The sequence below is a fragment of the Spirulina sp. CCNP1310 genome, assembly GCF_034932185.1.
Classification (GTDB): domain Bacteria; phylum Cyanobacteriota; class Cyanobacteriia; order Cyanobacteriales; family Spirulinaceae; genus Spirulina.
This window is the reverse complement of the sequence record NZ_JAYGHW010000066.1, coordinates 59387-73001: the sequence shown is the minus strand read 5'-3', so window position 1 is coordinate 73001 and position 13615 is coordinate 59387. Positions and strand designations below refer to the sequence as shown.

12 protein-coding genes and 2 tRNA genes are annotated in these 13615 nt (G+C 52.6%); 9 read left to right on the top strand and 5 right to left on the bottom strand.

Annotated features, from left to right (window positions below; all coding sequences use genetic code 11):
- Window positions 1-26: 26 nt before the first annotated feature.
- Both VB712_RS11825 and VB712_RS11820 read right to left on the bottom strand, forming a co-directional pair.
- Window positions 27-341 carry a DUF6825 family protein gene (locus VB712_RS11825; protein ID WP_323254899.1) on the bottom strand — a complete coding sequence of 105 codons (315 nt, stop codon included), beginning with the start codon at window positions 339-341 and terminating at the stop codon, window positions 27-29.
- Window positions 342-638: 297 nt separating this feature from the next.
- A complete protein-coding gene (locus tag VB712_RS11820; protein ID WP_323254897.1) occupies window positions 639-1355 on the bottom strand; it encodes an NnrU family protein in 717 nt (238 codons plus the stop codon).
- Window positions 1356-1578: 223 nt separating this feature from the next.
- On the opposite strand from VB712_RS11820, the gene VB712_RS11815 reads away from it, so the two are divergent.
- The 3 genes from VB712_RS11815 to VB712_RS11805 all read left to right on the top strand — a co-directional run bounded on the left by VB712_RS11815 (window position 1579) and on the right by VB712_RS11805 (window position 4958).
- On the top strand, window positions 1579-2580 hold the full coding sequence (locus tag VB712_RS11815; protein WP_323254895.1) for a LysR family transcriptional regulator: 1002 nt from the start codon (window positions 1579-1581) through the stop codon (window positions 2578-2580).
- A 266-nt stretch (window positions 2581-2846) separates the two neighbouring features.
- On the top strand, window positions 2847-4340 hold the full coding sequence (locus tag VB712_RS11810; RefSeq protein WP_323254894.1) for a serine/threonine-protein kinase: 1494 nt from the start codon (window positions 2847-2849) through the stop codon (window positions 4338-4340).
- Between the two features lie 120 nt (window positions 4341-4460).
- Entirely contained in the window at window positions 4461-4958 is a 498-nt protein-coding gene (locus VB712_RS11805; RefSeq protein ID WP_323254892.1) for a hypothetical protein, read from the top strand.
- Between the two features lie 88 nt (window positions 4959-5046).
- Here the strand turns inward: VB712_RS11805 and VB712_RS11800 are convergent, their stop codons facing one another.
- The 3 genes from VB712_RS11800 to VB712_RS11790 all read right to left on the bottom strand — a co-directional run bounded on the left by VB712_RS11800 (window position 5047) and on the right by VB712_RS11790 (window position 7054).
- A complete protein-coding gene (locus VB712_RS11800; protein WP_416236332.1) occupies window positions 5047-6588 on the bottom strand; it encodes a slipin family protein in 1542 nt (513 codons plus the stop codon).
- A gap of 321 nt (window positions 6589-6909) precedes the next feature.
- Window positions 6910-6981 (bottom strand) — tRNA-Asn (locus VB712_RS11795).
- Window positions 6980-7054: transfer RNA gene (locus VB712_RS11790), tRNA-OTHER, on the bottom strand. The genes VB712_RS11795 and VB712_RS11790 overlap by 2 nt, the downstream gene beginning before the upstream one ends.
- Before the next feature lie 465 nt (window positions 7055-7519).
- On the opposite strand from VB712_RS11790, the gene VB712_RS11785 reads away from it, so the two are divergent.
- From VB712_RS11785 to ctpC, 6 genes are all read left to right on the top strand, one after another.
- Entirely contained in the window at window positions 7520-8236 is a 717-nt protein-coding gene (locus VB712_RS11785) for a COP23 domain-containing protein (protein ID WP_323254888.1), read from the top strand.
- Window positions 8237-8360: 124 nt separating this feature from the next.
- A complete protein-coding gene (locus VB712_RS11780) occupies window positions 8361-9140 on the top strand; it encodes a segregation/condensation protein A (protein ID WP_323254886.1) in 780 nt (259 codons plus the stop codon).
- A gap of 80 nt (window positions 9141-9220) precedes the next feature.
- Complete coding sequence (locus VB712_RS11775) at window positions 9221-10381, top strand: NDP-sugar synthase (protein WP_323254884.1); 1161 nt, start codon at window positions 9221-9223, stop codon at window positions 10379-10381.
- A gap of 186 nt (window positions 10382-10567) precedes the next feature.
- Complete coding sequence (locus VB712_RS11770; RefSeq protein WP_323254882.1) at window positions 10568-11773, top strand: glycosyltransferase; 1206 nt, start codon at window positions 10568-10570, stop codon at window positions 11771-11773.
- A 219-nt stretch (window positions 11774-11992) separates the two neighbouring features.
- Window positions 11993-12184 (top strand): hypothetical protein, encoded by a 192-nt coding sequence (locus VB712_RS11765; RefSeq protein ID WP_323254880.1) that lies wholly within the window; start codon window positions 11993-11995, stop codon window positions 12182-12184.
- A gap of 96 nt (window positions 12185-12280) precedes the next feature.
- Window positions 12281-13612 (top strand): carboxyl-terminal processing protease CtpC, encoded by a 1332-nt coding sequence (gene ctpC, locus VB712_RS11760; protein ID WP_323254878.1) that lies wholly within the window; start codon window positions 12281-12283, stop codon window positions 13610-13612.
- Window positions 13613-13615 lie beyond the last annotated feature (3 nt).

The following is a 13615-nucleotide window of genomic DNA, read 5'->3' as shown; positions in this document are numbered from 1 at the left end:
TAAAAAATGAGTACAGGCAACGGGGGTTAAGCCCGGTACTGGGTCAGGGTCGATCGCAGCCGGGCAATTTCAGCGCGGAGGTCATCGATGGTTTCCTGTAAATCCGTGGGAGATGCTTCGGTGGCGGGGGTTTCGCCGGAGCCATGGGTTTCAAATTGGCTCAGTTCGCGATCGGCGCGGCTGAGTACTTCTGTGGTGAGTTGGCGGAGGTTTTCCCGCTGTTCGGCTTCAAATTTACCCAGGTCGCTGAGGGCGTTGGTGAGGCTGTGTTCTACTTTTTCACCGAGAACGGTGGCAAGGGCGCGGCCAACGAAGAAGGCACGGGTGACGGGATCGCTCATGGGGGGGTTTAAGTTTAGACTTTGTTACAAATTATATCGCAGTGCTTCAGGGAGATCCCCCCTGCCCCCCTTAAAAAGGGGGGTTTTTAAGGGGAGATCCCCCCTGTATCTCTTAAAAAGGAGGGTTTTTGAGTTCAACCCCCTTTTTAAGGGGGTCGGCGTAGCCGGGGGGATCATCCGCTTAAGGGGGTCGGCGTAGCCGGGGGGATCATCCGCTTAAGGGGGTCGGCGTAGCCGGATGTTTCTGAATTCAACCCCCTTGTTAAGGGGGTCGGCGTAGCCGGGGGGATCCTGGAACTACCAGGGGACGCGGGCGGTGACGGTCATCAGCCAGGGGTGGCCCCACCAGAGGAGGAGGGTGAAGAGGATCACACCGGCATAGGCGGGGCGGAAAAATTCACTCCAAACGAGGGTTTGACGGCCGTCAAGGAGGGCGCGGAAGGGGACGATCGCCGTGCGAGCTTTGGCGGCGGTGAAGGCTTCGCCATATTTGGCGGCGAGGCGGCGATCGCCATGCCAGACGGCAAAGAGATGATGGGCAATTAAGCCCAAGGAAGTTACCAGGGTGAACGTGGTTCCCAGCCAGAGGGTATGGGCCACACACCAAATAATTTGCCCCACCATTTGGGGATGGCGGGTGATGCGGATAATGCCGGTTTCAAAGAGATGGACTTCGGGACGGGCGATCGCCGCAATCTCCAGGAGGTTAAACGTGGCGGGATACAGGAACAAAAAAGAAATGGCACTGAGGATCCACACCGTCGGCTTCACCCCCGGCACACCCTGCAAATGCCACAACATCGCTCCATCATAGCGATGGTTAAAGAAGTAAATAATCAGCACCGTCGCCAAGGGGATACTCACCAACGCAAAGAGGACGCGATACAGTCGGGGCCCAATTTTTCCCTCGCCCCAAGGTCGCAAAGCTGCCAAACCACTATGGGCAATGGCAAACCCCAAAAGCAGGCCTAACATCACCGTATGGCTCGTTGTCCACCCAAAAAAATCCGTCATTGATCGGCATACTTAATATTTCTTAACCCTGTAATTGTAGCGGCCGAAGGTAACGCTTTGTTAAGTATTACGAATCAGGGGCAAAGCGCTTGATCCCCAGTTGTGATACTGTCTTTCACTAAGGGAAATTCCTTGATTTGACCCAGAACTTCCCTAACGGCATGACATCAAACATGCCCCTGGGTCACGCGGCTCCCTTGCTTTTCCTCAAGCTCCTGTGAATATGTCTGAAATTCCGTTCACGCTGGATCAATTGCGCATTCTCAAGGCGATCGCCACAGAAGGGAGCTTTAAGCGTGCCGCTGATAGTCTCTATGTTTCCCAGCCTGCCGTTAGTTTACAAGTGCAAAACCTCGAACGGCAGATGGATGTCCCCCTCTTTGACCGGGGCGGCCGCCGGGCCCAAATGACCGAAGCCGGCCATTTATTGCTCAACTACGGTGAAAAAATCCTCAGCCTTTGCCAAGAAACCTGTCGGGCGATCGAAGATCTCCAAAACCTCCAAGGCGGCACGCTGATCGTCGGCGCATCCCAAACCACCGGCACTTACCTGCTCCCCCGGATGATTGGCCGGTTTCGCCAAGCCTACCCCGATGTTTCCGTCCAGTTACAAGTCCATTCCACCCGGCGCACCTCCTGGAGTGTGGCCAATGGCCAGGTAGATTTGGCCATTATCGGCGGTGAAGTGCCAGCGGAATTGCAGGATGTGTTACGAGTGCGCCCCTATGCTGATGATGAACTGGCGCTGATTATCCCCGTGGATCATCCCTTGGCTAAAGTAGGAACAATTCAGCGGGAAGACCTCTATAAGCTCAACTTCATCGCCCTCGATTCCCAATCGACGATTCGCAAAGTGATTGATCAGGTGTTAAGCCGGGCGGAGATTGACCCCAAACGGCTCAAGGTGGAGATGGAACTGAACTCCATTGAGGCAATTAAAAATGCCGTGCAGTCGGGGTTAGGGGCGGCCTTTGTGTCGATTTCCGCCATTGAGAAGGAATTGCAAATGAAGGTGTTGCACCGGGCCATGATTGACAATGTGATAGTACGGCGGATGTTGGCGGTGATTGTCAACCCCAGTCGCTATCGCTCCAAGGCAGCGGATGCCTTTGTTCAGGAAATTCTGCCGGAATTTTCCACCCACGCTAATTTTTCCCTCTTTGACGCGGCTCCTCGCTTGGATTTGGATGCTGTGCCTTCTTTAACGGTGGAGACGAAGGAGTGAGGAGTGGGAAGTGGGAAGTGGGAAGTGGGAAGTGGGAAGTGGGAAGTTGATATAGGGGCGTTGGCGTAAGCCTGCCGGAGGCACAAAAATTTTTCGCCCCCACGCCCATCAAAAGGAGGAGTGAGGATTGCAACTTCGCTCTCTTCTCTATCCTCTATCCTCTTTCCTTCCATCAACGATATTGAAGATTCCCCCTTGGGTCGCTAGGCTAGAGAAGAAGTTTCCCGGTGGTCGGGATTCGCTTCATACCCCATTTTTCCCGACGCATGGAAATCCTTTGTACTCGTCCTAGTTGTGGCTCACGGAATCATTTTCCTGATCTTGATGATCCCAATACGCTCAAAACGACTCAGCAAAAATTTTGTACTCAATGCGGGATGCCGCTGATTTTAGGGGGGCGCTATTTGCCGGTGAAGCTCTTGGGTCAGGGGGGCTTTGGGACGGCGTTTTTAGCCCGCGATCGCTATACCACCTCGCTACGACAATGTGTGGTGAAGCAGTTTCAACCAGCGGGGAATCTTTCCCCCCAACAGTTGGCGATCGCCCAAGGCCTTTTTGAGCGCGAAGCGGCGGTTTTGGAAGATTTGGGGCGGGAACATCGACAGATCCCCGATTCCTTTGCCTTTTTCCCCCTCGTGACACCGAACCGCCAAGGGAATCAGGATGAACAGTTTTTCTATTTGGTGCAGGAATTTATTGATGGTCAGGATCTAGAGCAGGAGTTAGCGGCCCGGGGCCCCTTTAGTGAGGGGGAAGTGGTGGAGGTGTTGCGGGAAATTTTGGGGGTGTTGGCGTTTATCCATAGTCGGGATGTGATCCATCGGGATATTAAGCCCTCAAATATCATGCGTAACAAACAGGGGCGGCTGTTTTTACTGGATTTTGGGGCGGTGAAACAGGTGGCCAGTACAGCAGCAGCGGCGGGCGGTGGGCAAAATCGTTCGACGGGGATCTATTCGATGGGGTTTGCGCCGCCGGAACAGATGCAAGGTTCTCAGGTGTACCCTTCAACGGATCTCTATGCGTTGGGGGCAACCTGTTTGGTGCTGTTAACGGGGAAACCCTCTCAAGAACTGTTTGATCCCTATAACAATGCTTGGAATTGGCGGGGCTTTGCACCCCAGGCGAGCGATCGCCTCGCGATTATTCTCGATAAGATGATGCGCCCCACCCCCAAGGATCGCTTCCAATCCGCTGAGGATGTGCTGCGTTTCCTCACCCCTAAACCCCAAGCCGCTGCCCAACCGGCTCCCGCACCGCCCCCATCGGCCCCGGCCCCCGTTGCACCGCCGCCCCCCCCTGCGCCGGCGATCGCCCAACCCGGCCCCCCACCAGCCCCCATTCCCCAACCCTCCCGCCGAGGCTCCCGCGCCCCCTTTGGTTTAACTGAAATCCTTGCCAGTTCCGCCTTTACCGGGTTTGAAGGTTCCTTAATTTTCATGATCTTGATCAGCTTAATCCAGGGGATCACACCCATCAGCATCGGCCTTTGGGGGATGGCCATGGGGGGATTAATCTATTGCCAATATCGTCGCTTTTTAGAAAAGTGGGATTTCGCCATTTTAGGGGGGATTACGGTGGGATTGCTGAATTTCGTGCCGTGGTTCCATCGCAGTGCAGCCTTGGGAGCAGTTTTAGGGGGATTGGGTTTAACGGGACTGAAGGGCTATCTTTTGTTGGCAATTTTCGCAGCGGCCATTGTAGTCCTAATCACCGCCCTTTTCCGTCTCATTTATCAACTCCTCTCCTCCCTCCTTTAAATGCGCCTTCTTTACTCCCCTCAGTCCCTCACCCCCTCAGTCCCCCTCTCCCAAAGATGGGAGGGGGGGAGGCAAGATCGGGCTTTCCGGCTCCCCTTCTCCCTCCTTGGGGGTTGGGGGATGAGGGCGCATTGTTTAAAAGCGGGGTTGGGGGGGATCTTGCTCACTTGCTGCTTCTCTCTCAACGCCCAAGCCTGTCCCCAAGACTTTGAACCGCTCACCGCCAAACTGTTGAGCGATCTACCCAGCTATGCGAATCGGGTGATGCAGCGATCGCGCTCTGGCCCGGATTATCTCACCTATGTCCAATTGGCGGGCCAAACAGACTTTGAACCCTTGCCTTTGGGGGGGGCTGAGGATGGGGAGACTCGGCAGGTGTTTTTTACGACATTAGAGCAGCAGTTTAGGGGCGATCGCCTCCTCACCCGTCAGCATTACCATTGGCTTTTCCTCACCCCTACCGATACAGGTTGGGCCATGGTTTATCTCTTCACCCGCTTTGGGGAGAGCAGCCCAGACACAGAGCCAATGCCCCCCCGCGAAACAAGTTTGGGGATAATGGGTCAGGCGATTACATTATGGTTGCGGGATTGTCAGGCGGGAGCAGTGCGAGAGTAGGGGAATGATCTATTGATCTGAAGAGTAGGGATTTCAGGCTGATGCTTGTAGCAAGGGATTGCGAGCAGTCTTGACTGCCTCAGAAACCTTAAGGCTCCGCTGGAGCTTGGCTGAGGTGGATCACCTCCGTTAACAAATTATCAAGGCTGCCATTGACGTTAATGCGCTCGATTTTGTCGGCGATCCGTTCGAGAATTTCCAATTCCTTCAACCGCAAAGCCGTTGGATTATTTTCCATCACTCGCGCTGTGTTGAGCATACTGCGGGTGGCGGCGGTTTCCTCCCGGCGGCGGATAACGTTGGCTTGGGCGGCTTTTTCCGCTTCTACCACTTGGCTCAAGATGGTTTTAATTTCACCGGGTAGGATGATATCTTTCACACCCACGGATTCCACTTCAATGCCATAGTTGGGGATTTTTTGAAGGATATAATCGGCTACAGATTGATCAATTGCTCCCTTATCATCGAGCAACTCATCGAGGGTTTTTGTCCCTACTGCTCCTCGTAGAGCAAACTGCAATTCTTTATAGAGAAAACCAGGAATATCCACCAGTTCAGATTTAGCCCGCAGGGGGTCTGTGATGCGATAACCGGCGGTGAGGTTGAGGCGAAGGGGGACTTTATCTTTAGAGAGGATTTCTTGACCAGCAACTTCGAGAGTTTGCAAACGTAAATCTATCACCTCTGCTTTTAAGGACTGGCCAAATTTCCACCACAAATGCCAACCGGGTTCGAGGGTACTGTGAAAGGCACTTTCGAGATAAAGTAGCCCTAAATGTTGGGCGGGAACTTCGATCATATGCACATGGGGCAAGATGAGATCTAACACGTCCCTTAAGCCTGAAACCAGTTCTTTACTGAGGGCGGGGGAGAGTTTACTCCCATGGTTAATGTCGATGATTTCAACGCTCACTTCCCGCCAGAAAATTTTCCGGCTACAGGGGGGCAAAATGGCAATGACTTTGCGGTGATGACGGGCGATCGCCACCTGTTGCGCCCCCAATTCTGCCACTGTGCAGTAATCGCGGAGGAAATCGAGATGGGCTTGCAGGAGGGTGTCGGGGTCAGGAAATTGGGGATCGGGTTGGGTGTGATCATAGGTGCGGATCATTGCGCCGTTAGGGATTGACCAAAACCCATAATTGCCCGGCAAAAGGGGGCGGACAAAGTTGCCCCATTCATAAAGTAAGCCGATCCGTCCCTCTGGAATTTGCACAAATTGCACGCCAGCAATTTTTGACAATCGTTGTAATGGACTGACAAATTCAGCGGGAATCTCTAAACTGACCTCAAAGTTAAAGTGATGCACCGTGATGGGATCAAGGCCACGCCAAAATACGACCTGTTGATTGGCGGTAATGACCTGCCAATGTCGTCCAATTTGAACTAAGGCAACTTCATTAAAAGCGGTTTCAACAATGATTAATGATTTTTCTAAAGTGGGGCGATCGCTCTGCAATAAAAATCCAAGATTTTCAATCTGAGGAGAGGGATCATTGAGATCAAACCTTTGGATATTCCAATGCCAACCCATACGCCGATGGAGGCCGGGGCCGAGGATACCTTGAAAATGACTCCGCTCAAATAAAAAAGCACGTTCGTGGGGTTTGATGTAGAAGGTTTTTAGCAGGCCAAACATAGGAAAAGAAGGTTTTAAACAGGCTAAACATAGGGAAATTGGGGGTGCTCCCCTGGGGAGGAGGTTCCTAGATCTGGGGCGGGCGATCGCCCTTAGGGGGCTGGGATCTCCGGTTTAGCACTGTTGAGGCAGACGCAACCGGGGGAAACGATCCCCACCTGGCCCGCCCAGCCCAGGCCCAAAGCGGTAGACTCAAGCCATCCTAGAGGGGCGATCGCACTGGCTCCTTGCTCTAGTGCTGGCGCTGAACCTCCAGCCAAGGGAGCGGGGTGAAACTCGTCCTAAACGAGGTGCTCCTACCCGGAGCGGGGGTAAAAAGTTTGGGAATCGAACCCAAAACCGTCAGATTAACAGTCTGATGCTCTACCAGTGAGCTAACTTTTGGTTCTCGCTGTGGGAGTTGAACCCACGACCTGCCGGTTCATGCCGGCCACTCTACCCACTGAGCTAAACGAGAGGAGGCAAGATTCAACACGGCCCCTGTGGTACACAAGGGGGATGATGGTTAATCCCCTGCGCCAGTGGGGGATGTAGACCCCCAACCGCAACAGTTCTGCATTGAACAAGCCAGCTTGAACTTAACACAGGCGATCGCTCTCCTTCCTCAGTTTGGCTAAGTCTTAACAGAACAAAAGTGTGAACTTTTAATAAGAATTTTAATCACAATATTTTGAGAGATTGGGGGATTTTTCTGGGTGTATGGGGTGCGTTTGAGAGAGAATTGAAGTTCTCACGACGAACCTTGGAGAGAAAGGACTTCAGTCCCTTAGGCTTTTGGGAACTTCATGGCTCAGTTATACGTCTTGGCAGGTTGGGGTTAGTTCTGCCGTCACTCAATCTCTTGTCGTTACCCGTCTTAAAATTTGTTATGCATTTAAAGACTCTTTTCTACTCCACTCTGAGCCTCACCCTTTTAGGGGTTATGGCCCAAGCTGCCCCCAGTTGGAGCCAAGCCCCAGAGCAACCCACAGAGGGCGATGTTGTGGTTGAGCCGGTGGAAAATCCCCGGTTTAGCTGTCAAGTGATGACGGGGGCCCCCACGGTGGCCTATAGCCCCGTGGAGCAACCCAATCAGCAATACGCCTGGGCAACCCCCAGGGAATTAGGCGGGGGCTGGTCGGCAGAGCGTCGCTGTGCGGAAATTAGCCGCCGTTTGGAAGAATACCGCCCCGATGGTTTGGTGGAACTACGCACCGGGATGGAAAACGGCTACGACGTGATCTGTGTAACGACGGAAGATGATCCCGCTTGCCGGATTGTGTTGACGGTTCCCCCTGGGCAAGATGCGATCGCCACCCGTGACAGCGTTTTTAATAACCTCACCCTTGCCAACAGTGGCGAACAAACCCAAGGCGTTCCCACATTGCGGGATAACAATGGGAGCGGTGATATTCTCCGGGATTTAGGTAATGTCTTAGGGGGTGGGTTGCAATTACCCGGTGGTTTACAGTTGCCCGGTGGCGGTGCTGGTCAACCGGCTCCCACGAGGGGATTAGCGGGGATCAATCTGCGGCCTTTCCTAGCCCCTTCCGATCGCGGCACAGGTGAGCAACTCAATTTACGATCCAATGCCCCCCGCCCTACCACCCCGACCAATCGCCCTAGCCCCACAGGTTTACCCATTGATTTTGATCTTTAAAAAGCTCAATCTTGCTTGAGTTTGTTGATCATCGGCCACTCCTCTCTATGCCTCCGCCCAGCGGAGGTTTTTTTGCGCCTTGACTAGAAATTAGTGAAAATGGGGGCAGATTTGGGGTTGAGTGATGAGTATTAATTTAGCGGAAGAGGCGATCGCCGTCCTGGTTGACCTGGCCCAGCGGGGGGAAATTGACCCCTGGGATGTGCAGGTGATTGATGTCATTGACCGCTATTTGAGTAAATTAGCCCTCAGTGGGGATTTAGAACCCCATCAGGAACAAGCAGATCTGCCGCGATCGGGTCAAACCTTCCTTTGGGCCTCCATGCTCGTCCTCCTCAAAGCCGATAGTCTCGAAATCCCCCTAGAACCCGAACCGGAAGACATTCCCGAAGACCTCAATGATCTCCCGGAGCGGCAACTCCCCACCCGTATGGAAAAACACATCCGCCGCCGCCCCGCCGCCCCGCCCCTGCGCCGCCGTCGCGTCACCCTCGACGAACTGATCACCCAAATTCAACAAATGGCGCAGGTACTGGAAACCAAACCCCCCCGCCCCCGCCCCCCAACCAAAGGCTACAGCCACAAAGAAGCCCGCCAACACATCACCGCCCTCGCCCACGATGAAAACCTCACCGAAATGGCCAGCCAACTGGAAATCTTTGTGCGGGAGGTCTTGCCTCAATATCAGCAAAAACTGGCCGCCCTTGCCGATCAAGCCCCCACGGAAACCATCCCCCTCGATCAATTGGTGCAATGGTGGGCGGAATCTCAGCACCAACTGGCCAACACCCATGAGCGGGTGGGGGTGTTTTGGGCCTTGTTGTTCTTAGCCTCCCAATCCAAGGTAGAACTATTTCAATCTCACTTCTACGAAGACCTCTCGATAAAACCCCTGATTCACTAAGCCAGTCTCGGAAGATGGGATAAAATCAGGTGGAGTCATCCAAGCTTGTTGAGAACCGACGTTAACGAGGATAAGTACGCATGAAAGCCATGATTCTGGCAGCCGGGAAGGGAACAAGGGTTCGCCCCATTACCTATACGATCCCCAAACCGCTGATTCCCATTTTGCAAAAGCCAGTCATGGAATTTCTCCTAGAATTGTTGCGCAAGCATGGTTTTGATCAGGTGATGGTCAATGTCAGCCATTTGGCCAATGAAATTGAGGGATATTTCCGCGATGGCCAGCGGTTTGGCGTGGAGTTGGGCTATTCCTTTGAGGGAAATATTGTCGATGGGCAATTGGTGGGCCGGGCGTTGGGGTCTGCGGGGGGGTTGAAACGGATTCAGGATTTTAAGCCCTTTTTTGATGATACGTTTGTGGTGCTCTGTGGCGATGCCCTGATCGATCTGGATCTCACCGCTGCGGTGGAATGGCATAAATCCCATGGGGCGATCGCCACGATCATCACCAAAACCGTCCCCAAAGAACAAGTCCCCAGTTATGGAGTCGTCGTCACCGATGACACTGGCCGCGTCCAAGCCTTTCAGGAAAAACCCGCCGTCGAAGATGCCCTCAGCACAATGATCAACACCGGCATCTATATCTTTGAACCAGAGGTGATCGACTACATCCCCGCCGGTCAAGTCTACGACATTGGCGGCGACCTCTTCCCCAAGTTGGTGGCAATGGGAGCGCCCTTCTATGCCGTCGCCATGGATTTTGAATGGGTGGATATTGGTAAAGTCCCCGACTATTGGCACGCCATTCGCAGCGTGTTGCGGGGGGATATTAAAAACGTAGACATTCCCGGCCGTCAAGAGCAACCGGGGGTTTATACCGGCTTAAATGTGCGGGTCAATTGGGATAAAGTAGATATTCAAGGCCCAGTTTACATCGGCAGCATGACCTATATCGAAGATGGCGCAACGATTATCGGCCCAGCAATGGTGGGCCCCAGTTGCCATATTTGCGCTGGGGCTACGGTGGATAATAGCGTGATTTTTGAATATTCTCGCCTCGGGCCGGGGGTGCGGTTGGTGGATAAATTAGTCTTTGGTCGCTATTGTGTCGATAAAAACGGCGCGGCGATCGATGTCAAAGCCGCCGCCCTCGATTGGTTAATCACCGATACCCGCCAAAGTTTACCGTTAACAGAACCAGCGGAACGCAAGGATATGGAAGAACTCCTCAGTGAACGGTAATTGTGTTGGTTGCATCTCATTGCGCGAGAACTAAATTCCTCACGACAAACGCTTGTAGTAACGATCTTAGTCGTTATTCCACAGTATCAAAAGTGAGATGCGCCCATTTTATTTCGGTTCACCCTATGCCTACGGTTGAACTGCTGCCTTCACCCTCAAAAATAGAAGCCCTAGGGAGATTGAACGATGCATTTCATGTTGGTGTTATATGCGGGGGACTATCGCAACGCCTGGTATCGGATTCAAGCGGGCAAACCCTCCACCTGGCACGGTCACAGCTTTATGGTAGAGCGCTTTACTGAGATGAGTAAACATCATCAAGTAACGGTGTTTACCTGTAAATCAGAAATAGCCCATGAAGAAACCTTGCCCGATGGTTGTCGCGTCATTGAAGCGGGTTTAGCCGATCCCGTCAAGCAACATCGGGAATTAGTGGCAAAGGTTGCTGCCCAAAAGCCCACCCATTTAATGGTGCGTGCGCCGATGATGAGTATTCTGCGCTGGGCCAGTCATCAAAAAGATCTGCGCACCATTGCGGCCTTGGCTAATTCCTATCACCAAAACACTTGGCGGGAACGGTTAAAAAATTGGCGCACAGCACAACTGTTTAATCATCCTCAAATTGAATGGGTATTTAATCACAATATTAACTCCAGTTACAGCTTACAAAAAATTGGCGTTAACCCCGCTAAAATTATCCCTTGGGATTGGCCGCAAACTTGGTCAAATCGTGAATCTAAGCCTTTTCCCCCTTGTTCTGAAACCCAGCCTTGGACGATGTTTTATGTGGGTTCTGTGATTCCTGAAAAAGGTGTGGGGGATGGGATTAATGCGGTGGCAAAGTTGCGCCAAGCGGGGATTAATCTTCAGTTTAAAATTGCCGGAAAGGGGAATCTGGATTTATTTAAACAGCAAGCGGCAAGTTTGGGGATTAGTGATGCGGTTACGTTTCTCGGCCTCATTCCTAATTTTGAGGTCATTGATGCGATGGCCGCAGCGGATTTGGTTTTGATTTCCAGTCGTCACAACTACCCTGAAGGTTTTCCCTTTACGATTAACCAAGCGTTATTATCCCGAACCCCGATTATTGCCTCAGACCATCCGATGTTTGAGGGGATTTTGCAACATCGGGAAAGTGCGATGATTTTTCCGGCGGGGGATGGAGAGGCGATCGCCCGTTGCGCTCAAGCATTAATCACTTCCCCCTCCCTCTACACATCCCTTTCACAAAACAGTCAAGCGGCTTGGGAGTTTCTCCAGGTTCCGGTACGTTGGGGCGATGTGATTGAGCGCTGGTTGGCCGATAGTCCGGGCGATCGCCAATGGTTAGCTGACCATTCGTTACAATCTGGCCGCTATCAAGCCCGGATTGCCCGTCTTTCTCCCCTGTAATGTTTCATCTTTGCAACGATCTGCTGTGGCGATCGCTGCTATCGATGCTGACCATCCCATGGGCCCCCATTAAATTCATACAAGAACATTTGTATGCTGGATGAAACACAGGATTTTGACGGCTCACGCCAGCCTGTTATAATTTGAAGGAATCCTCGTTCATGTTTGAATGATTCATTTAATTGTTACTACAACAGCGTCAACAACGGTGGATCTTTTATGTCCGATTGGGAGCGTCGCTTACAAGAACTGGGATTAGTGGCAATTATTGTGCTGTTGGCTCTGACTGTCTGGGTTTTCGTGGAATGGAGAAAAGGCCAGTCGAAGGGTACTGAATGCATTATTTTGAACGAGGATGGGGAACAGATCATCCGTCATGGCAAACAATGCACTGCTGATGAGCTTTTTTGACAAAGAAAGTTCCATGAACAGCATTAGGGCTTTCTGCCATTCGTAAAATCCTGTGTTAGAGTAGCGTTAAGTGACTCCTCATCTCAACGAGTGTTTATGGTATTCGCAAAACGTGGACTTGTCCTTGGCGCAACCGCCTTTGTGTTAACGACGGTGGCGGTGACTGGAGCCGGACTGCACTTATCCCAGGGACAGATTTTGAGCTTAAGCACTAGCCCGAAGGAGTTAGTGGATGAGGTGTGGCAGATCATTAATCGGTATTATGTGGATGGGACGTTTAACCAGCAGGATTGGCGATCGCTCCGCACCGAATACCTCGAACGCTCCTACACCAGCCAAGACGATGCCTACGAAGCGGTGCGGGAGATGCTCAAAACTTTGGATGATCCCTATACTCGCTTCATGGATCCCAAAGAGTTTCAAGATATGCAGATTGATACCTCCGGTTCCCTAACGGGGGTGGGGATTCAGATCGCCAAGGATGAGGAGAGCGATCGCCTGATTGTCATTTCCCCCATTGATGACAGTCCCGCCTTTAATGCCGGGATTCTCGCCAAGGACATCATCATGAAAATTGATGATGTGGATACCTTGGGGATGGATGTTAATGATGCGGTGCAATTGATTCGTGGGGAACGGGGAACGGAGGTGATTCTGACGATCCGCCGGGGAGAGCGGGAGATTGAATTCCCCCTCCGGCGCGATCGCATTGAAATTCATCCCGTGCGCACCCGTGTCGAATCCACCCCAGCGGGAAATATCGCCTATATTCGCCTCACCCAATTTAACGCCAACGCCACCCAAGATATGCGCAAGGCATTGCGGGACTTTGAAGCAATCCGAGGCGAGGGGGCTGTGGTGGGCTACGTTTTAGATCTGCGCTCCAATCCCGGCGGCCTACTCAATGCCAGTATTGATATTGCGCGGATGTGGCTCAATCGCGGCCGCATTGTCTCCACCCATGACCGGCGTGGTGAAGTGGAACGGCAAGAGGCCAACAATACCGCCATCACCAATAAACCCCTGGTGGTGATGATTGATGGGGGTTCGGCTAGTGCCAGCGAGATTGTTTCAGCAGCCTTGCAGGAAAATCGCCGCGCTACGTTGGTGGGGACAGATAGTTTTGGTAAAGGGTTGGTGCAATCGGTGCGGCCCTTGAGTGATGGGTCAGGTTTAGCCGTTACCATCGCTGAATATCGCACCCCCAACGGCAATAGCATTACGAAGGATAAAAAAATTAAACCGGATATTGTTGTCGAACTCAGTGATGAGCAACGGGAAGAACTGCAATTAAATAATGATCGCATTGGTACGGTGGAAGATCCCCAATTTGCTCGGTCGTTGGCAGTGGTGCTGGAGCAGGTGACGGCCCGACGGCCCGGCTCTGTGTCGCGGCCCCCTCAAGCCCAAACCAGCCCCTCCCAATAGCCA

Bases quoted from the DNA above. Each gene is read 5' to 3' on its own strand.
- VB712_RS11825 (WP_323254899.1), bottom strand. From the start codon at position 341: ATGAGCGATCCCGTCACCCGTGCCTTCTTCGTTGGCCGCGCCCTTGCC.
- VB712_RS11820 (WP_323254897.1), bottom strand. From the start codon at position 1,355: ATGACGGATTTTTTTGGGTGGACAACGAGCCATACGGTGATGTTAGGC.
- VB712_RS11815 (WP_323254895.1), top strand. From the start codon at position 1,579: ATGTCTGAAATTCCGTTCACGCTGGATCAATTGCGCATTCTCAAGGCG.
- VB712_RS11810 (WP_323254894.1), top strand. From the start codon at position 2,847: ATGGAAATCCTTTGTACTCGTCCTAGTTGTGGCTCACGGAATCATTTT.
- VB712_RS11805 (WP_323254892.1), top strand. From the start codon at position 4,461: ATGAGGGCGCATTGTTTAAAAGCGGGGTTGGGGGGGATCTTGCTCACT.
- VB712_RS11785 (WP_323254888.1), top strand. From the start codon at position 7,520: ATGGCCCAAGCTGCCCCCAGTTGGAGCCAAGCCCCAGAGCAACCCACA.
- VB712_RS11780 (WP_323254886.1), top strand. From the start codon at position 8,361: ATGAGTATTAATTTAGCGGAAGAGGCGATCGCCGTCCTGGTTGACCTG.
- VB712_RS11775 (WP_323254884.1), top strand. From the start codon at position 9,221: ATGAAAGCCATGATTCTGGCAGCCGGGAAGGGAACAAGGGTTCGCCCC.
- VB712_RS11770 (WP_323254882.1), top strand. From the start codon at position 10,568: ATGCATTTCATGTTGGTGTTATATGCGGGGGACTATCGCAACGCCTGG.
- VB712_RS11765 (WP_323254880.1), top strand. From the start codon at position 11,993: ATGTCCGATTGGGAGCGTCGCTTACAAGAACTGGGATTAGTGGCAATT.
- ctpC (WP_323254878.1), top strand. From the start codon at position 12,281: ATGGTATTCGCAAAACGTGGACTTGTCCTTGGCGCAACCGCCTTTGTG.